Genomic DNA, 20,489 nt, shown 5'->3' with positions numbered 1-20,489 from the left:
TCAAAATACAACTTACCCAACTAGGCATTACTTTCAACAAAATTGCTTGTGATGATTGGGATAGCTTTTTAACTGCCTTTAAGCACTCTTTAAAACAAGTTGGTAAACGCTTTACTGTGGGTATTGAAGGCAATAACACCAGACTGAGAACCTTCGTCAGGCGAGCATTTAGGAGAACTTGCTGTTTTTCTAAAAAGCTAGAAAACCATTTCAAAGCATTTGAGTTGGTGTTTCATTATATTAACTATGGTTGGGTTTAGCATACTTTTTAGACCAGAGCCTAAAAATGAATAATAATCAGATGAAATCATTGGCAATTGCTCATTATTTGCCAAAAACCCATAAACTACACCCAAAGCAAATGCAATAGCAACAGCAATAGCAACAGCAATAATATAATATCGCATTGCAGTTTTATTATCAGGTGTTAATCTATACTCTTTTGGGATTTTTTGATTAACCCAATAAGTATAAAGTCGGCTCATAGACAGTGCCAATAATCCAATCAATATCGTATAAATGCTAGAGTAAAACAATCCAGCAAACAAAGCAATGATAATTTCAATAATATTAAAAGCATTTTGAAAATAATATTCAGAAATGATAAAGGTTATAACAATAGCAGGAACAGAAAAAATTATCCAAGCAAATTTTGAATATCTTGGCGAAACTGCCCCCCAAAGTATGACTTAAAGCATTTCCAATATTTTTTGCCATTTCATAAGAAATAAATCCCTCACAAGCAAAAAATACCGCCATTTGTGCATTGTACTGTTTTGCAATATCTTTTAATGCCTTATCCAATGCAGGTTGCTCCATATATTTATGAAAAAATAAAGTTGCCTGAACTTTTTTGATATTTCCCTTTTCATCAAAAGAATTTTTTAAAAACCTCCATTCATCAAAGAACAAATCATCAAAAATCTTAGGGCGAATATAAGGATAAGGTGGAGCAGAAAAAGCATAACAATCATACACCTTATTTCGCAACATTAAAACCAAATGAGTTTGGGTGTCTTTACCGTTATAAATAAATTGATAATTATTGTCTTTGGTTTGATAATGCTCCATTAATTTAAAATCAATTTTTTTTGGCACAAAAATCCATTCCTTTTTCATTTAAAAATTTTTGTAAATCTGTTAGATGATAACTTTCGTCAATATAAACACCATAATAAGGTTCTGCAATTGCAGATACTTTAATAATATGAGTAAAAATACCTTGACCGCCACACTCTTGACAAGCAATATTTCCACTACCGCCACAATCACCACACTTATTCTTACCACTACCAAAACAAGCAGAGCAAGACCTATATTGGGTTTGATAGCTGCGAATTGTTCCTTTATTGTCATAAACTGGCACTTGATAGCTTTCATTACCACTACCGCCACAGCCCCAACAAGTCTTTTTTCCCTTGCCACCACAATTAGAACAAGTTATTTTTCCAGTTGTTTGACAAGTATGACAATCACAAGTTTTTGAAAATGGTTTATAATGATAAAATGTGTGTTTTTTACAGTATTCAATTAACGAAGTTTTGCCAAGCGATATCAATTCATCAATAAAAGGCGTGCGAAGCCTAACACCGTATTTTGCTTCATTCATTAGGTTGTCAAAATGCTTATCAAATTCTTGATAACCATATCCAAAATGAATATCAGTATTATGTTTTCCACTTTTAATTTCTTTTTGATAAACACCGTCAAACTCCCACTCCACATCCAATGTTGCAGAATAATGCAAATCAGTAAAATCTATCATAAGAAGCTCTTTGCCACTTACTTGATTTTTGTCAATAATTTTTTGAATTTCTTGTGTTAAACCCTCTGGGCTGTCTGGATAATTTTCACCCAAAAATCTATCGGCACACATTATTATTCTCCAACAAAAATTTTATATAAAAACACAAGAGATAAACACTATTAATCTAAATGGCTCGGACAGTATTTTTTCATCAAGTCCACAAGCTCCCCCATTTTTTCCATTTCATCACGCATCGCCAAACGATAAAACCGCTCTTTGCCAATCTGCTCCACGCTCACGGCATTGGCGGACAGCATGATTTTTAGGTGATGAGACACCGCAGGGCGAGATAGATGCAGATTATCGGTGAGCTGATTGACGTTCATTTTGCCATTATCCAGTAGTAGTTTTAAAATCAAATGGCGGTTTTCATCCGCCAGCACCGTAAAAATGGGAATGCAGTCTTTCATAACGGACATGGCATGGTCAGGGCTTGGGTTGACTTAGGGTTGGATTGGGTCATGGTTATTTTTGGTTTAAGGATTTAAACGCATTATAAGGCGGACTTGCCAATAATTCAATGATTTATTGCCAAAACCATGCTATACTAAGCCCCCTTCTACAAAAAGGACACCTCATGCAAACCCTATATATCAGCACCACATCGCCTTATACTCGTATGCTTCTTATGATTGCATACACCAAAAACATTGAGCTTGCCCTGCGGTTTGTTGTGCCGTGGGAGAACCCAAGCGAGCTTGTCGCCGTCAATTCATTTAGCCAAGTCCCTGCATTGGCGTGGCAAAATGGCGATACCATCACCGAGACCCCGCTCATCATTCAGGCACTCGCACCCGATGTGTACACGGACAACCCTGCCTACAACCTGCCACGCATTGCCAAGGCGTTAGGCATTACCGCACAAGGTGTGCGAGCCTATTCCACTCAAATTTTTGGCAAAGATACGCCCCACCCTTTTGTGGCACGCTCTACCGATATTTTGACCAGTGCCTTACCTGCCCTGCCTACGCTTTCGGCAGATAGCGATGAATGGGGCGATAAACTGCTACTTTGTTCGCTGATTTGGATTGGCATTCGCCTGCCCCATGTTTTTGATACGCTAAGTGATGACAATAAAAAAGCGGTGTCGGAATTTAGCCAAACACCACTTATGCAAAAACTCACCACCGAAATGCTAGAAAATATGCCAAAAACGGTACAGGATTTGTGATTTAAAGTTGTGATTTAAAAAATGCAGGGAAAATATTCGCCCTGCATTTTATTAGACTTCCTGCAAAACTAGGCTTTCCGTTCGCCCCGAGCTTGTTGAGGGGTGGCGGAAAACCGTTATGGTTCGACAAGCTCACCACGAACGGTTTTCCTTATTTTGGGTTTTGCAGGAAGTCTATTTGAATTAGCTCATCAACTCATCAATCAATTCTTTTACGCTTTTGATTTTGTCAATTTGTGATATGCCTGTACCCACTGACACATAGCCATTATCAAAATCGCCTTCTAGCATACCCAAACGCATTCTTGTGCCTGCGTTCATAACGACTGCAATCTCGCTACGGCTTGCCCCATTTTCACTCATTTCAAAGCATTTTTGGGCAAGTGTGGTTGGCAATGAGCGGTAATAATACGGCTCGGTGCGAAACAATAACAAATCATTAGCGGTTGCATTCACTATCCATTCTTTAACCTTTTGATGGCTTCGGCACTCGGTTGTGGCGATAAACGCTGTGCCAACCCACACGCCCTCCGCTCTCAACGCTTTGGCAGCCTGCACCGCTTTTTTGTCGCCAATGCCCCCTGCAAGCATTATGGGCAAATCCACCTTGCCAACAAACTCCGCCAAAACGCTAAAACTGCCCACTTCTTTCATCGGTAAAGTTCCGCCTTCGTCAAAGCCTGTCAAAACCAAAATATCCGCCCCAAGTTTTTGGGCTTTTAGGGCATCGGTCAAATTGGGATTGGGTAGACGGCAGATGATTTTGATGCCCGCAGTTTTGAGTTTGGCGTAAATGGCAGGGTCAAGCCAGCCGTTGTCTAGCACCACAGGCACGCTCTCGTCAATCAGCAAATCCACCATCAAGGGAATGAGCGACAAATCATAAGACAGCATAAACGGCACGCCAAAGGGCTTGTCGGTCAAGGCTTTGACCTTACGGATTTCGTTACGCATACGCTCCAAAACTTCTTGATTGGAGCTTGGGTTGGTCGTCTGCCCTGCGTGTGGGGCCAAAAAGCCCAGTCCGCCTGCGTCTGCCACGCTTGCCACCAAATGTGCATCTGTCAGCCACGACATTGGGGCTTGGACAATGGGGTGTTTGATGTTTAGGATTTGGGTGATACGGTTCATAAAATTGCTCTGTTTGGTTGGAATGGGGGTATTATAAAATTTAAAAATTGGTAAGGGAATGGGGGTTTTTGGAAAGTTGGTTTTTATTTTTGGAATGGTGGGTTTTTCAGGCTGGCTGAAAGTTTGTTTAAAAATGAAAGCAAATTTGATAAAATAGCCTTGATATTTTCTATTTTTGGACAAGTGTTTAGATGAATTATTACGAACAAATTTTTGACAATTTATCCCAAACTTTGGGGGAAAATCAAGCATTAGACGACATCGCCAAAATTTTCTTATTCAGAAATACTAAGTTTTCTATGCCTGAAAATTTGAATAAAACCGATGTATTTTTCCAATCTAATTTTATTCAATATTTACAACAATCACATTTACAAACCGATGATTGGCAATCGGCATTATCCCAATATTTTCGTTTTGGAAAAATTGATAATGATTTGTTAGAATTTTTCTTAAATTTAGATGAAGAAAATACCATTTTTGCCATTCGGCTATCTGGCATTATTAATAATTTGGAGCATTTATCTTGGCAAAATATCAAACATCATCAAAAAAATTATTCCAAACTTGATGAGTTTATTCAAACTGTTGAATACTTAAATAATCAATATCAGGAAATCAGAAATAAATATTTGGAAATCAAGAAAAAATGGCAATGGACACACCTTGACTCTATTTTACTTGGTGGATTATACCTATATGAATTTGTTTTAACACAAAAAGAATATGTTGATATTGTTATTCCTTATCAAATAGATACTAATACACCCATTAAACAAGAGTATATTTTTAATGCTTTACACAAAATTATTGTCAATTCCTATAAAAATAGAAAGCTATTAACAGATAAGAATTTAAGACCAACTTTGGACAAAAAACTTTCCCCATTTTTATATGGAGAAAATTTAAATGAATTTAAAATCAAGGAATATCAAGATTTTCAAATATTTATTGCATTTCGTATTGAATTAGATTTATTTGAAGATTTTGTTTTTAATAAATTTTCTTATAGCAAGACAACCAAATACACATTTAGAAATGGAAACCTGAATCATCAGTCTGGTAAACAAGAATATGATTTTTATAGTGAAAAATCAGGTATCTTGTGGCTTTATTGGAAATGGCGTGGAATCAAAGACTTTGATAGAAGTAATTTTAGTAAAGACAAGTTTGAATATTGGGCAAAATCAAATGACCCAATGTGGATTACGGAAGCCTTTGCAGATACTCATTCTGCAAGATTATTACTAAAAGAAGTTTATGGTATAGAGAAAATTATTTTAAATGATAATCAAGAATACGATATTTTCTACACCTTGTTTACCATATATATGCAACAACAGTACTATAAAAATGTATTTATTGAGCCTTTTTTAATGCTTTATCATTTACGCAAATTTCACCCATTTAAAATTTTGGGTGTAATGACTATGGGTAATTTTTTAGTTAATACAAATTTTTATCCAATTATAACTGGCACAAAAGGAAATAAAGCCAAAAATATGTCTCAGTCTTGGATTGTGGAAGGTAGCAATCGGTCAAAAATGAAACAAATGACAGCGATTTTGGATTTTTGGACAGTTAATTTAAATGATAATAATAAAGATGGTTATGTAGAAAAGCCATTTTATGAATTAGATGGCAGAATTATCCAATTACCACAACGGATTGGGCAACAAAATATCTATGGCGGTATTGTTAATTATTTAAGAAAACTCTATAAAAACCGAGATACCTTAAAAGATGAAACCAGTTCAATGGAAAAGTCATTGGCAGAGTTATTTACGCAAAAACAATTTAAGGTATTTTGTCAGTATATGCCAAATGATAATACTGTTGGGGAAATTGATTTGATTGTTGTAGATAATCAAACAGTTTTGATTATTGAATTAAAATCCACTTTTTTGAAAACCAATTTAAAAGAAGCCTATCAATATCAAAACTTTACTTTAAAAAAAGCATCTTATCAATTAGATAGAAAGTTGAAATATATTCAAGATAATTATCAAGAATTTACCGATAAATCTTTTGACAAAATTAAATTTTATTCTTGGATTGTGGATACTACATTAGAAGCCGACCACGAACGATTTAATCAACATCTTAAAATATCATTAGAAGAATTGATTATTTATTTAAAAGGTCATCAAAATTTTATGGATTTTTATAAAAATTTTGATGATTTTGATACAAAAAATGATGAAATAAATAACTTGCAAGTTTTGATTGATAAAATAGAAAACAATCATTTTTGGGAAAATTCTTTGCAAAAATACCAAAAATTACAAGAAATTGGAGAATGATTATGAATCTCAACACCCTACATCTATTTGTCGCCATTGTCCAAACAGGCTCGCTTTCCAAAGCGTCCGAACGCACAGGCGTGCCGATTGCCACCATCAGCCGTCAAATTGCCGAGCTAGAAAAACACTTACAAATTCAACTGTTTGACCGCCAAAAATCAGGCGTTAAACCGACAATGGCAGGGCAAAAACTCTATGATGAAGTGCATTTGTCCATTGATAATTTGTTGAATGCCAAGCAAGTTTTGTTTGACGATGAACAAAATTTAAAAGGCATTTTGCGGATTTCCGCCCCATCCAAATGCGAACCTGTACTGGCGTGGGTTAGCGAATTTGGGCAAAAATTCCCCAATGTGCAAATTCACGCCACGATGACCGAACGCATTTTGGATTTGAGTGCCGACAGCATTGATGTGGCGTTTAGGATTGGCGAGCTTCACGGCGAGCATTTTATCGCCAAAAAAGTCGCCACGCTTGGCACAAAATGGGTGGCTCACCCTGAGTTATTGGCTCGTTTTGGTACGCCCAATACTTTGAAAGAGTTGAAAAATTTTCCCATTGCCACTTGGGCAAAAAATGGCGAAAACGAAGTCGTCATTCAAATGAATAAAGAGAAAATCGCCTTGCCGATAGCATTTGCCAGCAATGATGCGTATGCGGTGGAATATATGATTGTGCAGGGGCTATATATCGGACAAATGTCTGCTGTTACCGCTGATGAATGGATAGCCAAAAAGCGTTTGGTGGAGATTTTGCCAAAGCTTGAAAAGCCTGATTATGAATTGTTTATGCTCTATGCTTCACAGCGGTATCCGTCTGCGATAGTGCGGGCGTTTGTGGAGTTTGTGATGGATCAAGCCACATGATTATCACATGACTGCCACATGATTATCTGGCGATGTCTCGCTCGCTTCTGGGCAGATAATAGATATAAAAACTTAAAAATATCGTCAGCAGTCCCACCCATAAGAGATATAAAGCAGGGGCAAGTGGTAGATGAAACGTGGCAAATGCCAACAGTGACGGCACACCACCTGCCACCAATGCATAAGTGACATTATAAGTTAAGGCAATGCTGGTTAGGCGGATTTTACTGGGGAACAGTCGCACCAAGACCACAGGCAACGTGGCAATCATACCCCCTGAAAAACCAAGCAGAGCAAACCACAGTAGCATCAAATCACTACCAAGCCCCAACTGGACAAAAAACAGTGATGTGTTAACGATAAAGAATATACCGCCGAAAATCATCACTTTACCTACATTCACCCTATCCATCAAATAGCCATAAAACGCACAGCCAATCATCATAAAAAAGACCGCAAGACCCGACCCGAATACCAAAATACTCTCCGACACCGCAAAGCTAATGTTAAGTAGCATCGGCATTATTATGGCAATGACAATAAAGACACTCAGCATAATCCATGATATTAGTACAGCAGGGATAAGACTGGATAGGCGATTTTTGGCGATGATTTGAACTAAAGGTGATTTTTGGATGGATTGGGGTTTGTCATCATGAAAAATATTAGCATCTGCTAAGTCTTGGATTTGGGTCTTAGTTAATCCATCAAAACTCATGGCACTAAGCGTATGCCCAGCTTCGGCATGGCGGTCTTTGGTCTGCACATCGATGGAGGTTTCTGTTAAAGTGTGTAGCGACAACAGCAATGATGCTGACAGCACACCACCAATGACAAAAGGGATTCGCCACCCATAGCTGAGCATGTCTGCATAACTTAGAATGTTTGCCAAAAAACTGGACAGCAGACTCACCAAAAGCACCCCGATCAAAACACCCACCACAACAAAACTGCACCCAAACCCCGCTCGTCTCATGGGCAACTGTTCAGTAAGTAGCACCAAGGCAGACGGAATCTGACCCCCGTAAGCCAACCCCTGCCCAAAGCGAGCAAGGATAAATAAAATCGGAGCAAGCACCCCCAAATGATGATAGGTTGGCAGTACTGCAATGATAAAAGTAAACACAGTCAAGCCTAGTAAGCTCAAGAATAAGACCGCTCGCCTGCCGTTGGCATCACCATATTGTCCCAATAAAAACCCGCCAATAGGGTGGGCGATATATGCCCCTAAAAACAGTCCCACCGCCTGTATCGAATACAGCCACATCACTTCACGCCCGCCAAAGAAATTGTCAGCAATCACCTCTTTGAGATAAAACACCAAGGCATAATCAAAAAATGCCAACATGGTCACCGAAGCGACCGTGGCAATCAGGCGGATATGATGAGAGGATAAGGTAGCTTGTGGCATTGTAAATATTTGTGTACTATTTTTGTATAATGTACTAAAAACTGCTTAAAATAGCAACAATTTTTATGTATTTTGTTAAAATTAACATTCAGCTATCTAGGACATGCCTGTTTTTGGCATTTGCAATAAAATGATAAAAATCGCACGTTTTTCCTGCAAGAATTGCTTAAAATTGTCAAATTTTCATCGTATTTTGCAAGCATGTTATCAATGGCAGGCATGCCCTAAACATAAGCAATCACAATAGCCAATCTATCGGCAACCAACTCATGAATGATACGCCAATACGCTCAGGGGTATTCATGTGTGGCTCTTTGTCAAAAATCACTTCTTGCCCCTGTTCTAAGGTTCGCCACTGAAGCTCCCCATTCACCAAACGCACTTCATAAACTTGGTTTAAAATGACCGAATTTTCTTGGTCGCCAGCATTATTTAGAGCATTGTGAAGCTGATACGCCAGCTCTTCATCATAAATCATCACACCAAGCTCGGTGTTGATGTTTGCCGAACGTGGGTCAATATTATACGAACCGATAAACACTTTATGATTATCCACAGCAAAGGCTTTGGCGTGCAGACTGGTGGTGGTCATGCGTTTGGTACGCCATAATTTATTTTCATCTTCTTTGGTGTTTTTAGCCGTGGATTTTAACTCATAAATCTTCACGCCTGCTGACAACAACTCCTGACGCCAATGCCCATATCCTGCATGCACCGCGCCCACGTCAGTGGCATCAAATGAGTTGGTCAGTATACTCACGTCCACACCATCTTTGGCAAGGGTGGTCAGTGTACGCACACCGTCCTTGGTGGGAACAAAATACGATGAGATGATGCTTAGGCGTTCTTTGGGGCGACCGAGTTCATGGCGAAGTTTGCTGACCAGATGACCGTCTTTGGGATTTTCATTTTTGACTTTGGTGTTGAGCTTTGCCACATCATCCGCCAAAAATTTCATATCAACCCAGCGAAATGATACATTTTTATTAAGCAAATCCTTGCCAATGGTACTGCTCGCCACGGCACTGCGGTAGGTACGCAAGGCTCGCTCATTTTTGGTGGCATTTAAGCCATCGTCGTTATCCTTACTAAATACCACCATCGCCGACTGGTGGGGTTGCTCTTTGTCTGTTGATACTAGTGTCTCAATATCATAAGCCGTTGGCGATTGCCAGTATTCATCAAAACTTTTGGTAATGTCGCCCACCACTTCGCCGATAAGCAGAACATCTAGGTCAGCAAAGTGGTTGTTTTGATGGTTGTTTAGGTACTCATTGCCGATATTGCGCCCACCGATGATGCTGATGTGATTATCAAAAGTCATGCTCTTGTTGTGCATACGCACGTTAATACGCACAGGCGATGTCAGATAATTCATGAATTTATAACGGCGATAGGTAAAGGGATTTACCACACGCACAGCAATGTTAGGGTGCTTAGCAAACAAGGCAAGCTGTTCATCAAGCCTAGGATTGCCATTAAAATCATCCAAAAGCAAGCGAACAAGCACACCTCGCTCTGCCGCTTGCCACAAGTCCTTTAGCATCAAAAATCCCGCTTCGTCATCATGCCAGATATAGTACTGTACATCAATGGTGTGAGTTGCCATGTCAGATAAAATACTGCGCGATGCGAACGCATTCGCTCCTGTGGCGATGGGATAATATCCCGATAGCGTGGGGTGGTATTCTGTCTGCTCATCAATGATGGTACTCAAAGACAACTCTTCTTGAGACGGAGCATCTGTTTCCAGATTGATTTCTTTGCCCAAAAAACTTGTATCTGGGTCATCGTCTCGCTGGTTGAGATAAGCCTGACTGTGATTGCTTTGATTATTCAAGCGCTTGGCAAGCAACGCTTCATGTGCCAAATGCACCCGCTCGGTCAGCTCGATGCTTTTAGGAAGGTGCGGTATGGATGGCAACGATTGACAGCCTAGCAAAACAGTGCCTAGCCCCACCATCATCAACATACGAGAAGTCATTATTATAAACTCATGCTTTATTAAAATTGGCAAATTATACCCCATTCTCAACTTTGTATAAGTAATTGATTTATCAAGGGCAAATTGCAATTCGCCCCCACAACCCGAAAATAATCATCAAAAAATCAATAAGTTGTAATTTTAAGTTGAGATTGAAGTAAATTATAACAAATAATTGGGGAAGTGTTAATTATTTCTCATCAAAACTGCCCATAAGAAAACGCCCTGACATCAGAGCGTTTTTTGTTGTTTTGGCAGAGCATTATTCTTGCAAATAACCAATCAAGCGTAAGAATTCAACGTACATCCACACTAGCGTTGCTAACACGCCAATGCCATAGACCCATTCAAACTCTTTGTTCACGCCATACATGGCACCATCTTCGATGTTTTTAAAATCAATTAACAAAAAGAAAGAAGCGGTGAGCGTGGTAAAAACACTAAAACCAATGGCAATATACCGCCACCGAACAGATGTGGGATCGAGCTACCAAACACCAGCGACATAATCCACTGAATGGCATAAACAATCATGATGGCGATAGAGGCAGATACCACCAATGAGCGGAATTTTTCGGTCACTTTAATGATGCCCGTAGTATAAAGGGTCAGCATGACCGCCCCAGTAACAAAAGTCGCTGACAAGGCAAGCAGTGGCACGCTTGGGGCTTTATAAAAGGCAAAAGCAGAGGCAATACCGATAAACACGCCTTCTAGCAGAGCATAAGGCACAGCAAGTGTTTTGGCCAGATGTGGCTTAAAGGCAGTGGCGAGACCTAGACCCATGGTAACCAGCATGGCAACCACTGCCAAGCCCATTAATGCCCCTGATGACATGCCACTCATCAAAGCAAAGAAAAACATTCCAAAACCCGAAACAGCAGAAACGCCAAGCAGCAGAGCGGTCTTTTTGACCACGCCATTGACCGTCATTGGTACATCACCTGCCAGTAGTTCGGTACGACTAACAATAGGGTTTGCCATAATTTTCCTTAGTAAAATTAAGAATAGATTGATAAATTGAGAATTAAAACAATTTGGTGTTTTATACTATATTTACTTTTAAAAATCAAGTATTTTTACTGTTTTGATAACTCAACATGGATATTTTTTTGATTAATGGGGATGGTAGCATCATTTACAAGCTTTATGGGTTTTTACTTGTAGTCTGGGCGGAGTTTGGTTATCATATACTTTTTATTTTTTAAAGACAATCAGCCTTCATGACCGAGACCGCCATTTCACCGACATCTTTTAATATCCAAAAAAGCCATTTTAAACGCATTGGACTCATGGGGCGTGCTGGCAAAAAAAGCATTACCGCCACATTAAATGAACTCATTAACCTGCTGTCAGAGTGGGGGCTAGAAATCACCATTGACACCAGCACCGCCAGCATTGACGGCATACACATCGATTTTGACAGAGATGACAACCCTATCAAAATCGTGCCACGTGGTCGCATGGGTGAGCATTGTGATTTGGTCATGGTGGTCGGTGGCGACGGCTCTATCTTGCAGGCAGGTTCTCTCTTGGCAGGGACGGGCGTGCCAGTACTCGGGGTCAATCGTGGGCGACTGGGGTTCTTGGCAGACATCAACCCTGAGCATTTGGAGACGGAGTTGTCAGAAGTCTTTGCTGGCGAGTATCACACCGATGAGCGTTTTTTGTTAAAAATGCAGGTACTCGGGCGAGATGATGACGGCAACACGCAAGTGTTTCATGAAAGCTATGCCCTAAATGACGTGGTGCTACACGCAGGTAAATCGGTGCATACCATTGATTTTAAACTGCAAATTGATGACATTGACGTCTATCGTCAGCATGCTGACGGGCTGATTGTGGCAACCCCAACAGGTTCTACCGCCTATTCGCTCTCAGCAGGAGGCCCTATCATTCATCCAAGCCTAGATGCCATTTGTCTGGCTCCCATGCACCCGCACACACTGTCTAGTCGCCCCATCGTGGTCGCAGGCACCAGCAAAATCACCATCAAAATCCACAAAGACAACCGCACTCAGCCCATGGTCAGCTCTGACGGCGAAGCAAGCGTACCACTAGATAACGACCAAACCCTGCTCATCACCAAGCATGACAAATCTTTAATTCTCCTACACCCTTTGGACGTGGATTTTTATCAAGCCTGTCGCACCAAGCTTAATTGGAGCTTATATACCGAAGAGTTTTCATTAAAAGATGAGTAGGGCTTACTACTCATAACTTTGTGCCATCTCAAAACTGGGGCGAGATTCACAGTATGCTAGCCAGTTATGGACATGCATCCATTTATCAGACAGCCCACCCGATTTTTTCATCTGAGCAATGCCAAAATGCAGATGAACATCCACAGCACCAAACACCCCCTGCCCTGCCCCCGACAGATAATGCCGACTTGCCAAATGCTTATTTAATAAAGTCAGGGCTTTATCTACATTAGGCGAGATAAAAGACTTCTCAACGCCCTTTTGTACACTTTTGATGATAGGACGGATAAAAAATGGCGACTTTTGCACGATTTTAGCAAATACCAATCGCATGACCAAGTTAGGCATGAGCGAGCTTTCGGCAAAATGCAACCAAAACGTATAGTCCTCCCACGCCTCATCGGTGGGCGATAATTTGCCGTCCGTGTCATGATATCGTAGTAGATATTCAATGATAAAGCCCGACTCGGCAAGCGTCCGCCCACGGGTTTCATCCACCAAAATCGGGGCTTTACCCATGGGGTGAATTTCTGTTAGCTCTTTTGGGGCAAGGTGGCTTTTGGTGCGGTTGTGTTTGATGACACGAAAGGGTGTGCCGTATAAGGCGTTTAGTTCGCACAATAGCCACAAAATACGAAACGAGCGAGATTGGTTAAGATGATGAAGAGTGAGCATGAGGTTTTCCTATTAGGGCATGATTGATACCGCCTTAATTTCAATCTTGCCAAATTCATTGATACTTGGCGCCATCATACCAAACCCCCACTCAAAACACAAACAAAAATCAGGCGACCCATCACAAGACCGCCTGATTTTATGGTTGGTTATTAGCCGATGTTTTATGATTTGTTTTTTATCTTTAACATCGCCTGATGACCTTCTTCCATTTTTGGTTTGACTTCACAGATATAAATCCACACAAGGCTCACCCACACCACGCCAAACATAATCATAAATGCCGATGAGCGTACGCCTGTAATATCTACCGCCGCCCCAAACATGATGGGTAGGATAAATCCGCCCAAGCCCCCTGCCAGACCAACCACGCCAGAGACTGCCCCCATGTTGTCTTTGTATTCGTCCGATAGGTATTTGAACACGGACGCTTTACCGATGGCAAAGGCAATGCCCAATAAGAAAATCAAGATGGTAAAGATGGTGGAATTTAGTCCGATGTGAAATGCCCGCTCGCCGTCCACCGTTTGTACCACAAAGCTTGTTTGCGGATAAGATAGAATAAACAAGAACAAAAATGACGCCCAAAGCACCCACCAAGTTACGGTATGGGCAGAATATTTGTCCGACAGCCACCCACCGAGCGCACGCAAAACGCCCCCTGGTAGACTAAAACACGCCGCCAAAAACGCTGCCGTTTGTAGGCTAAATCCATACTCATTGACATAGTATTTGGTCATCCACAAGGCAAGGGCGACATAACCGCCAAAGACGATAGAATAATACTGACTATAACGCCACACATTGGGGTCTTTTAGTACCGCCAATTGACTGGCGAAACTTGCGTTACTTGCCGAGCGGTGTTCTTTTTTGTCAAACGACATAAACCAAAAACCGATGGCAGCAATGAGCATAATGCCTGCATACACCTTTGGCAAAAACTGCCAACCACCGTAAACAATAATCGCAGGGCCTATCATCTTGGTCAGTGCCGAGCCTGCATTACCCGCCCCAAACACGCCCATGGCAAAGCCTTGACGCTCCGCTTCAAACCATTTGGCAACATAGGCAATCCCCACCGAGAACGACCCGCCTGCCAGCCCTGCAAACAGACCCAGTACCAAAAACTGCCAATAAGCATTGGCATAGCTCATCAAAAATATCGGCACCACACACGCTATCATCAGAGCAAAAAACACAATGCGGCCGCCATATTTGTCCGTCATCATACCAAGCGGTAAGCGGACAAGCGAGCCTGTCAAGACAGGCGTGGCGGCAAGTAGTCCAAATTGGGTTTCGGATAAGTCAAGTGCCTTTTGGATTGGAATGCCAAGCACCGCAAACATCATCCAAATCATAAAGCAGACGGTAAATGCGATGGTTGATGATGTCAAGACCAGCAGTTGTTTTGATTTTTCGGTTGCCATAATCCCCCCTTAATTAAGGTATAATTGGCGTGGCTAATGATAAAGTTGTCCCACCTACCATCGCCAAGTTTGTTAAAGAGATGTTTCAATATTGTTGTTATCATAGTGAAATTTTATTAAAAAATCCTTGATTATAATCAAGTTTTTATTGGTAAAATTTCTATATAATAGCCAACTACTTCTTTGGTAGTATGGCTTAATTTGGGTTTATCGCTTATAAAATACTTTTTTTCAATTACTTATAAAAAGTAGCTGACCAATTTTACTAAAAATCATTCATCATTTTTAGTCATGAACTTTTTGGGAGTATAGCTCGTGCCACTTGCCTTATTAAAACAATTTGCCCATTGGATAAGTCCGACCACAGTCGGGCATTCCATGACACGGCGTGCAGGCTTGGCGGTGGCGTTTATTTTTTGTACGATTTTGACCGCTTCTGCATACAGTTTTTATCTTGCCAATACCGCCGAAAAGGACGCCCAAGCCATCAATGACGCAGGTTCCATCCGTATGGCAACCTACCGTATCAATCACGAGTTGGCACTGTCGGCAAACCCAAATTCACTCCACACGCCAAACCCCATCTTGGCAGACGACATGACCGCCCGTCTTGACAAACTAAGCCTGTACCAAGCCAAGAACAGCAATAAACATGGCGACATTGATAAGGCACTCACCAAAATCCGCCATGATTGGGAACACACCTTACTGCCAAGTTTAGAACAAAGCGACAGCACGGCATTTTATCAGCATTCTTTGGTGTTTTTGGATGATGTCAATCATCTGGTGGACGCCATCGGCAAACGCAACGAGTACCGCCAAGAACACCAACAACACGTCCAAATCATCTCGCTACTACTCATCACCTTTGTAATGTTGGTCGGCATGTGGGAGCTACACCGCAATGCTCTAACCCCCCTAAAAAACCTAACTGCCACCGCTCGGCATTTTAGGCAAGGCAAATCGCTTGACATGCAAGCGGGTAAGATGGACATCAAAGGCTATCAAGAGCTAAACGAACTGTCGGACGCGTTTTTTGCCATGCTCACACTCATCAAAAACCACCAAGCCGAGCTTGAAGCCGAAGTCAAACGCAAAACACACCATCTCACCCAAAGCAACAAGGCTCTATACAGCCTGTACCATTTTGCTGAGAAAATCGCCACCACGCACCATCTCAACACCGAAGAGCTTCATGAACTCATTCAAAATTTCGCCCGCCTACTGCCCAACACGGAGCTGTCGCTGTGCATTCATGGGCAAAATTTTGAAAATAACGTCATCATGAGTCTATCGGAGCGTAAACATCATGACTTTTGTACGCCTGACGACTGCGAGTATTGCGACCTAAAAACCGACACGCACACCCGTATCATCCCCATCAAAAGCACTGATACCAACTGGGGTGAGCTACTGGTGCGTGAGCCTGTCAGCCCCGTGGCAAAAAACCGCATTGCCCTACTTAACATCAGCGACGATAACGGCTTATCTGAGCATGACCTGCTTGGTATTTTGGCACAGCTCATCGCCTTGACCTTTATGTCAAACCAACGCCAAAAACAAGCCGAAGAGCTACTGCTGTCCGAAGAGCGTAACACCTTTGCCCGTGAATTGCACGACTCCATCGCCCAGACGTTGTCGCACCTAAAAATCCAGTCCGCCATGCTAAAAACCCTAGGCGAACAAGAGAAAAAACTGCTTGCTAATGAGCCAAACCTACAAAATAGAGAAACTTTACTAAAAATCCATCAAAAACAAGACAAAGTCCGCACCGACCTAAATGACGGCACCAGTCACGCCTACGCCCAATTGCGAGACTTATTAAACACCTTCCGCCTAAAAGTGGATGGGGGCGATTTTAATGACGCCTTAAAAATAACGGTCAAAGAGTTTGAAGTCAAAGGCGGATTTAACATCAACTTTGACAACCAAGTATTAACCCTAAACCTATCTGCGTCCGAACAGGTGGATTTGTTGCAAATCACCCGAGAAGCTCTGTCCAACGTCCACAAGCACGCCCACGCCAAGAACGTCAATATCACGCTCTACCAAGATAGCATCAGTTATGAAGTCATCTTGCGTATCAGTGATGATGGCATTGGCATTCGTCAAAGTGACAAAGAAAAACCTGAACACTACGGGCTTAGCACCATGGGCGAGCGAGCGTTGAGTCTAGGTGGTACGATTAGCACCGAGCCAACTCGTCCCACAGGCACCGGCACCGAAGTATTCGTTCGCTTTTTACCCCAATTTTTCTTAAAAAAGCTAAAAAGCCCACGCCCCAAACCCAAGCTCAAAGAATGGACTGCCGAACAAATCAGCACCGTCACTTATGAGCTTACCCATGAACTCGATGATGAATTTGGTAAAACATCGGAGTCATAAATGGGGTATACTAGAGTATTCTGTCACATTTATTTAACTTAACCGATTTCACCTAAACAACCAGCCAAAGATATTATCATGAGCCAAAAAATCTATACCGCCACCAGCCCTGCCCGCCTATTACTTGTTGATGACCACCCCATGTTACGGCGTGGTGTGGCAGACTTATTATCCTTAGAGATGGATGTTGAAGTGGCAGGGGAAGCCAATCATGGCATTGAAGCGTTGAGCTTTTTACAAGATGAGAGCGTGGATTTGATTGTGCTAGACCACAACATGCCCATAATGAACGGACTTGAAACTCTAAAAGCCATCCGAGAACGCCAAATTGACGGCAAAGTGCTACTATTTACCGTCTCTGACAACATCAAAGACGTCCAAGACGCCCTAGCGTTGGGCGTGGACGGCTATCTGTTAAAAGACATGGAGCCTGATGAGATTATTGGTAATATCCGCCGTATCCTGCGTGGCGAGCTTGTCATTAGCCCTGCCCTTGCTCCCATTTTGGCGGCCGCCATGCGAAAACCTGCCCAGCCTGAGAGTAATCTTGACCTGACCGACCGTGAACTCCAAGTGCTGTACATGATACGAGACGGCATGAGCAACAAGATGATAGGCAACAAACTGGGCATTGCCGAATCCACCGTCAAAGTCCACGTCAAGCACATCCTAGCCAAAATCGGTCTGCGTACTCGTGTCGAAGCGGCGGTATGGGCGGTCGGGCATTTGGATAAATAGTCTACTCGCTCACGAGTGCCAATAACCCTTCGGCATCCATCAGGCAGTATTGCGACTTGCGTTTGGTGATGAGTCCTGCACTAATGAGTTCTTTTAGGGTGCGAGAGAGTGTCTCAGGACGCAGTCCAATCTGCCCTGCCAACTGTTTTTGGCTAAATGGCAACTCAAACGGCACGCCCACAGGATAATGAGTAAGAAAATAGTAGCTAAGTTTGGATTTGGCTTGAACAAAGGCAAGCAGGTCGCTACTGATAAGATGATAGTACATGCGTTTGCTGATGGTATCACAAAACCACATGATGAGGTTGCCTAAATCAAAGCTGGCAATGCTCTCAAAATAAGCCTGCACTGGCAACGTCGCCACAATGGTCGGCTGTTTGGCGGTGGCGGTCAGCTGATGAATGCCCCGCTCTTTGATGAGCAGTTTGGAATGACGTGTGGCGATATTGGCTTTGCTAGGGATTTTCCCATCCACATCATCCACCTGCCCAACCCGATAAATGCCCGTACCAAAGTTGGGGCAATCATCCGTCTCCAAACCCCACAGCACGCTCTCGTTAATCAGCCCCATCTCATGATAGCTGGCAATCAAGCACGCCTGCCCGCTCGGCAGTTCACGATGACACATCACCTGACCATCTAGCAAAAAATACAAATTTTCAACCACGCTGTGCTGAATAAAAATCAGCTCACCCTTGGCGTATTCATGAATCACCACTTGGCTAAGCAGTTCATCTTTGACCGCCTGCCCCGTCTCAGATTGGGGCAGCAGAGCGAATAAAGGGTGCGTTTGTAGGATATCAAGGTAGGCTTTTTTGGTGTGTTCGGCAGATTTCATGATGTCAGCTATACAAAATAAGTGGCATTATCATACCCTGCCCTGCCTGCCTGCCATATTCTCCAAAAGCACAGACCAAAACCGCGACCTACCCCTTTTGGCTAGTTTTTACCTACTGACTTTGGCGGTTATTGGTATGGCAACGCTTGATAAATGTGCTATTTTAATAGTATAGTTTACTGCATTTGGAGCCATCATGTTATCCGACTTATTAGAATCCAACCGTTTTTGGGCAGAGAGTCTCTCCGCTCGTGACCCTGATTATTTTCCCAGTCTTGCCCGTCAGCAGTCGCCCAATTATTTTTGGATTGGCTGTTCTGACAGCCGTGTCCCTGCCAATGAAGTGGTCGGACTCATGCCGGGCGAGCTGTTTGTCCATCGCAATGTGGCGAACATGGTCGTCGCCACCGACATGAATCTACTGTCCGCCCTACAATACGCCGTAGACATGTTAAAGGTTGAGCATATCATCGTCTGCGGTCATTATGGCTGTGGCGGGGTGCGTGCGGCACTGTCGCACCAAGAGTTTGGACTAATTGATAATTGGTTACGCTCATTAAAAGGCATTCATTATCAATATTTGGATAAATTTGACAACCTAAACATCGACGAGCAAACCGACCTTTTGTGCGAGCTTAATGTCAAACGCCAAGTGACCAACGTCTGCCACACCACCATCGTCCAAAACGCATGGCACAGGGGGCAAAAGCTGTCCGTACACGGCTGGATTTATGGGTTAAAAGACGGTTTGATTCATGACCTACAGGTAAGTGTGAATGATTTTAGTCAGCTAAAAGACGCTTTTGTGTATGAAGTGTAGCAACCGCTCTACTTGTTTAATCACACCCAATAAGCTTAAAATTACTACAAACGCAATGATGTGTGGATGTAGGGGCGTGCTGAGCATGCCTTGTGCAGTAATATCGTCAAAGGATGTGCTTGTTTAACTACTCATTTAACGTCAGTCGCACCGACGTAATGGCATTGTCATTATTGATAAAGTTGCCTCGATACAGGCTTTGTAAGACAGGGCTGTTTAACAGCTGATTGCTGGCGATGGCTAATACCTGCCCATCTCGCTGTTTTTGTTTTTGTACAGGCGTGGCAAGATGAGCAAATTCGCTTTGGGACAGCAATGGCATCTCATCACGCAAGCGACCATTTGCAAAATCTTGACCAAATTTTTTGGCAAAGCTCTTAAAACTTGAAAAAATCTGCTTATTATGCTCAGGCACATACAGCTGACAGTCGCCATCTATCTGCCCCACCATCATCGCATGACTCACCATCGCCAATTCATCGGCATCGAGCTTATGCTCACGGCGTGCCACCGCCACCCAATAATCCCATTTCTCTGGTGTCCACTCGCCTGCCAACGCTACCTGCTGTGGCATGAGTTCATTGTTTAACTGCTCTTTGGTTATCTGTCCTGATGGCTTGATGTTGCTGATTGATTGAGAATTATTTACCGCTTTGCCAATTTCTTGATTGCCAATTTCTTGATTGCCAATTTCTTGATTGCCAATTTCTTGATTGCCAATTTCTTGAT

At 42.3% G+C, this 20,489-nt stretch carries 18 protein-coding genes and 2 pseudogenes; 8 read left to right on the top strand and 12 right to left on the bottom strand.

Features of this window, described 5'->3' with window-relative positions; all coding sequences use genetic code 11:
• The coding region (locus tag K941_RS16860; protein ID WP_029102981.1) for an IS1 family transposase at nucleotides 1-260 on the top strand (260 nt) is incomplete at its 5' end.
• Here K941_RS16860 and K941_RS17355 read toward each other — a convergent pair.
• The 4 genes from K941_RS17355 to K941_RS0109775 all read right to left on the bottom strand — a co-directional run bounded on the left by K941_RS17355 (nucleotide 198) and on the right by K941_RS0109775 (nucleotide 2,226).
• Entirely contained in the window at nucleotides 198-485 is a 288-nt protein-coding gene (locus K941_RS17355) for a hypothetical protein (RefSeq protein WP_029103478.1), read from the bottom strand. The two genes, K941_RS16860 and K941_RS17355, sit on opposite strands and share 63 nt — an antisense overlap.
• Nucleotides 486-594: 109 nt before the next feature.
• A complete protein-coding gene (locus K941_RS0109785) occupies nucleotides 595-1,098 on the bottom strand; it encodes a hypothetical protein (RefSeq protein WP_029103477.1) in 504 nt (167 codons plus the stop codon).
• Nucleotides 1,082-1,876, bottom strand: coding sequence for a hypothetical protein (locus K941_RS0109780; RefSeq protein WP_029103476.1), 795 nt, complete (start codon nucleotides 1,874-1,876; stop codon nucleotides 1,082-1,084). Before K941_RS0109780 ends, K941_RS0109785 begins: the two co-directional genes overlap by 17 nt.
• 50 nt (nucleotides 1,877-1,926) lie before the next feature.
• Nucleotides 1,927-2,226, bottom strand: a complete 300-nt coding sequence (locus K941_RS0109775; RefSeq protein WP_029103475.1) for an ArsR/SmtB family transcription factor — start codon at nucleotides 2,224-2,226, stop codon at nucleotides 1,927-1,929.
• 158 nt (nucleotides 2,227-2,384) lie between these two features.
• Here K941_RS0109775 and K941_RS0109770 point away from each other — a divergent pair, with 158 nt between their 5' ends.
• Nucleotides 2,385-2,978: a glutathione S-transferase N-terminal domain-containing protein gene (locus K941_RS0109770; protein WP_029103474.1), complete on the top strand. Its 594-nt coding sequence runs from the start codon at nucleotides 2,385-2,387 to the stop codon at nucleotides 2,976-2,978.
• A gap of 183 nt (nucleotides 2,979-3,161) precedes the next feature.
• Here K941_RS0109770 and K941_RS0109765 read toward each other — a convergent pair whose 3' ends face one another.
• Entirely contained in the window at nucleotides 3,162-4,109 is a 948-nt protein-coding gene (locus K941_RS0109765; RefSeq protein WP_029103473.1) for an NAD(P)H-dependent flavin oxidoreductase, read from the bottom strand.
• A gap of 191 nt (nucleotides 4,110-4,300) precedes the next feature.
• Here K941_RS0109765 and K941_RS0109760 point away from each other — a divergent pair, with 191 nt between their 5' ends.
• Nucleotides 4,301-6,412, top strand: a complete 2,112-nt coding sequence (locus K941_RS0109760; RefSeq protein WP_147287568.1) for a hypothetical protein — start codon at nucleotides 4,301-4,303, stop codon at nucleotides 6,410-6,412.
• A 2-nt stretch (nucleotides 6,413-6,414) separates the two neighbouring features.
• Entirely contained in the window at nucleotides 6,415-7,278 is an 864-nt protein-coding gene (locus tag K941_RS0109755) for a LysR family transcriptional regulator (RefSeq protein WP_029103471.1), read from the top strand.
• 22 nt (nucleotides 7,279-7,300) lie between these two features.
• Here K941_RS0109755 and K941_RS0109750 read toward each other — a convergent pair whose 3' ends face one another.
• The 3 genes and pseudogenes from K941_RS0109750 to K941_RS15455 form a co-directional block, all read right to left on the bottom strand.
• Nucleotides 7,301-8,689, bottom strand: a complete 1,389-nt coding sequence (locus K941_RS0109750; protein ID WP_029103470.1) for an MFS transporter — start codon at nucleotides 8,687-8,689, stop codon at nucleotides 7,301-7,303.
• Between the two features lie 238 nt (nucleotides 8,690-8,927).
• Nucleotides 8,928-10,673, bottom strand: coding sequence for a phospholipase D family protein (locus K941_RS0109745; protein WP_036388071.1), 1,746 nt, complete (start codon nucleotides 10,671-10,673; stop codon nucleotides 8,928-8,930).
• A 262-nt stretch (nucleotides 10,674-10,935) separates the two neighbouring features.
• Nucleotides 10,936-11,657, bottom strand: a pseudogene (locus tag K941_RS15455) (Bax inhibitor-1/YccA family protein).
• A 239-nt stretch (nucleotides 11,658-11,896) separates the two neighbouring features.
• On the opposite strand from K941_RS15455, the gene K941_RS0109735 reads away from it, so the two are divergent.
• Nucleotides 11,897-12,877, top strand: a complete 981-nt coding sequence (locus K941_RS0109735; protein WP_036388070.1) for an NAD(+) kinase — start codon at nucleotides 11,897-11,899, stop codon at nucleotides 12,875-12,877.
• A gap of 6 nt (nucleotides 12,878-12,883) precedes the next feature.
• Here the strand turns inward: K941_RS0109735 and K941_RS0109730 are convergent, their stop codons facing one another.
• Together K941_RS0109730 and K941_RS0109725 are read right to left on the bottom strand one after the other, a co-directional pair.
• Nucleotides 12,884-13,552: a glutathione S-transferase gene (locus K941_RS0109730; protein ID WP_029103467.1), complete on the bottom strand. Its 669-nt coding sequence runs from the start codon at nucleotides 13,550-13,552 to the stop codon at nucleotides 12,884-12,886.
• A 164-nt stretch (nucleotides 13,553-13,716) separates the two neighbouring features.
• Nucleotides 13,717-14,979: an MFS transporter gene (locus K941_RS0109725; RefSeq protein WP_029103466.1), complete on the bottom strand. Its 1,263-nt coding sequence runs from the start codon at nucleotides 14,977-14,979 to the stop codon at nucleotides 13,717-13,719.
• 315 nt (nucleotides 14,980-15,294) lie between these two features.
• Between K941_RS0109725 and K941_RS0109720 the strand changes: the two genes are divergently transcribed.
• Both K941_RS0109720 and narL read left to right on the top strand, forming a co-directional pair.
• Entirely contained in the window at nucleotides 15,295-17,364 is a 2,070-nt protein-coding gene (locus tag K941_RS0109720; RefSeq protein ID WP_147287569.1) for a type IV pili methyl-accepting chemotaxis transducer N-terminal domain-containing protein, read from the top strand.
• 78 nt (nucleotides 17,365-17,442) lie between these two features.
• On the top strand, nucleotides 17,443-18,102 hold the full coding sequence (gene narL / locus K941_RS0109715; RefSeq protein WP_029103464.1) for a two-component system response regulator NarL: 660 nt from the start codon (nucleotides 17,443-17,445) through the stop codon (nucleotides 18,100-18,102).
• A 1-nt stretch (nucleotide 18,103) separates the two neighbouring features.
• Here the strand turns inward: narL and K941_RS0109710 are convergent, their stop codons facing one another.
• Entirely contained in the window at nucleotides 18,104-18,940 is an 837-nt protein-coding gene (locus tag K941_RS0109710; protein ID WP_029103463.1) for a Crp/Fnr family transcriptional regulator, read from the bottom strand.
• A gap of 196 nt (nucleotides 18,941-19,136) precedes the next feature.
• Here K941_RS0109710 and can point away from each other — a divergent pair, with 196 nt between their 5' ends.
• The gene (gene can, locus K941_RS0109700) at nucleotides 19,137-19,760 is read left to right on the top strand and encodes a carbonate dehydratase (RefSeq protein ID WP_029103462.1); all 624 of its coding nucleotides are present in this window, start codon (nucleotides 19,137-19,139) and stop codon (nucleotides 19,758-19,760) included.
• A 127-nt stretch (nucleotides 19,761-19,887) separates the two neighbouring features.
• Here the strand turns inward: can and K941_RS17350 are convergent.
• A pseudogene (locus K941_RS17350) lies at nucleotides 19,888-20,489 on the bottom strand (hypothetical protein); the annotation flags it as partial.

Source organism: Moraxella caprae DSM 19149 (assembly GCF_000426885.1).
Classification (GTDB): Bacteria; Pseudomonadota; Gammaproteobacteria; order Pseudomonadales; family Moraxellaceae; genus Moraxella; species Moraxella caprae.
Note: the sequence above shows the minus strand (reverse complement) of the source record. Positions and strands in the feature narration are given on the sequence as shown.

What these genes read in the sequence shown, in the direction of transcription:
- narL (WP_029103464.1), top strand. Translation starts at nt 17,443, where the DNA reads ATGAGCCAAAAAATCTATACCGCCACCAGCCCTGCCCGCCTATTACTT.
- K941_RS0109775 (WP_029103475.1), bottom strand. Translation starts at nt 2,226, where the DNA reads ATGTCCGTTATGAAAGACTGCATTCCCATTTTTACGGTGCTGGCGGAT.
- K941_RS0109750 (WP_029103470.1), bottom strand. Translation starts at nt 8,689, where the DNA reads ATGCCACAAGCTACCTTATCCTCTCATCATATCCGCCTGATTGCCACG.
- K941_RS0109780 (WP_029103476.1), bottom strand. Translation starts at nt 1,876, where the DNA reads ATGTGTGCCGATAGATTTTTGGGTGAAAATTATCCAGACAGCCCAGAG.
- K941_RS0109735 (WP_036388070.1), top strand. Translation starts at nt 11,897, where the DNA reads ATGACCGAGACCGCCATTTCACCGACATCTTTTAATATCCAAAAAAGC.
- K941_RS0109760 (WP_147287568.1), top strand. Translation starts at nt 4,301, where the DNA reads ATGAATTATTACGAACAAATTTTTGACAATTTATCCCAAACTTTGGGG.
- K941_RS0109765 (WP_029103473.1), bottom strand. Translation starts at nt 4,109, where the DNA reads ATGAACCGTATCACCCAAATCCTAAACATCAAACACCCCATTGTCCAA.
- can (WP_029103462.1), top strand. Translation starts at nt 19,137, where the DNA reads ATGTTATCCGACTTATTAGAATCCAACCGTTTTTGGGCAGAGAGTCTC.
- K941_RS0109730 (WP_029103467.1), bottom strand. Translation starts at nt 13,552, where the DNA reads ATGCTCACTCTTCATCATCTTAACCAATCTCGCTCGTTTCGTATTTTG.
- K941_RS0109755 (WP_029103471.1), top strand. Translation starts at nt 6,415, where the DNA reads ATGAATCTCAACACCCTACATCTATTTGTCGCCATTGTCCAAACAGGC.
- K941_RS0109710 (WP_029103463.1), bottom strand. Translation starts at nt 18,940, where the DNA reads ATGAAATCTGCCGAACACACCAAAAAAGCCTACCTTGATATCCTACAA.
- K941_RS0109770 (WP_029103474.1), top strand. Translation starts at nt 2,385, where the DNA reads ATGCAAACCCTATATATCAGCACCACATCGCCTTATACTCGTATGCTT.
- K941_RS0109745 (WP_036388071.1), bottom strand. Translation starts at nt 10,673, where the DNA reads ATGACTTCTCGTATGTTGATGATGGTGGGGCTAGGCACTGTTTTGCTA.
- K941_RS0109725 (WP_029103466.1), bottom strand. Translation starts at nt 14,979, where the DNA reads ATGGCAACCGAAAAATCAAAACAACTGCTGGTCTTGACATCATCAACC.
- K941_RS17355 (WP_029103478.1), bottom strand. Translation starts at nt 485, where the DNA reads ATGAGCCGACTTTATACTTATTGGGTTAATCAAAAAATCCCAAAAGAG.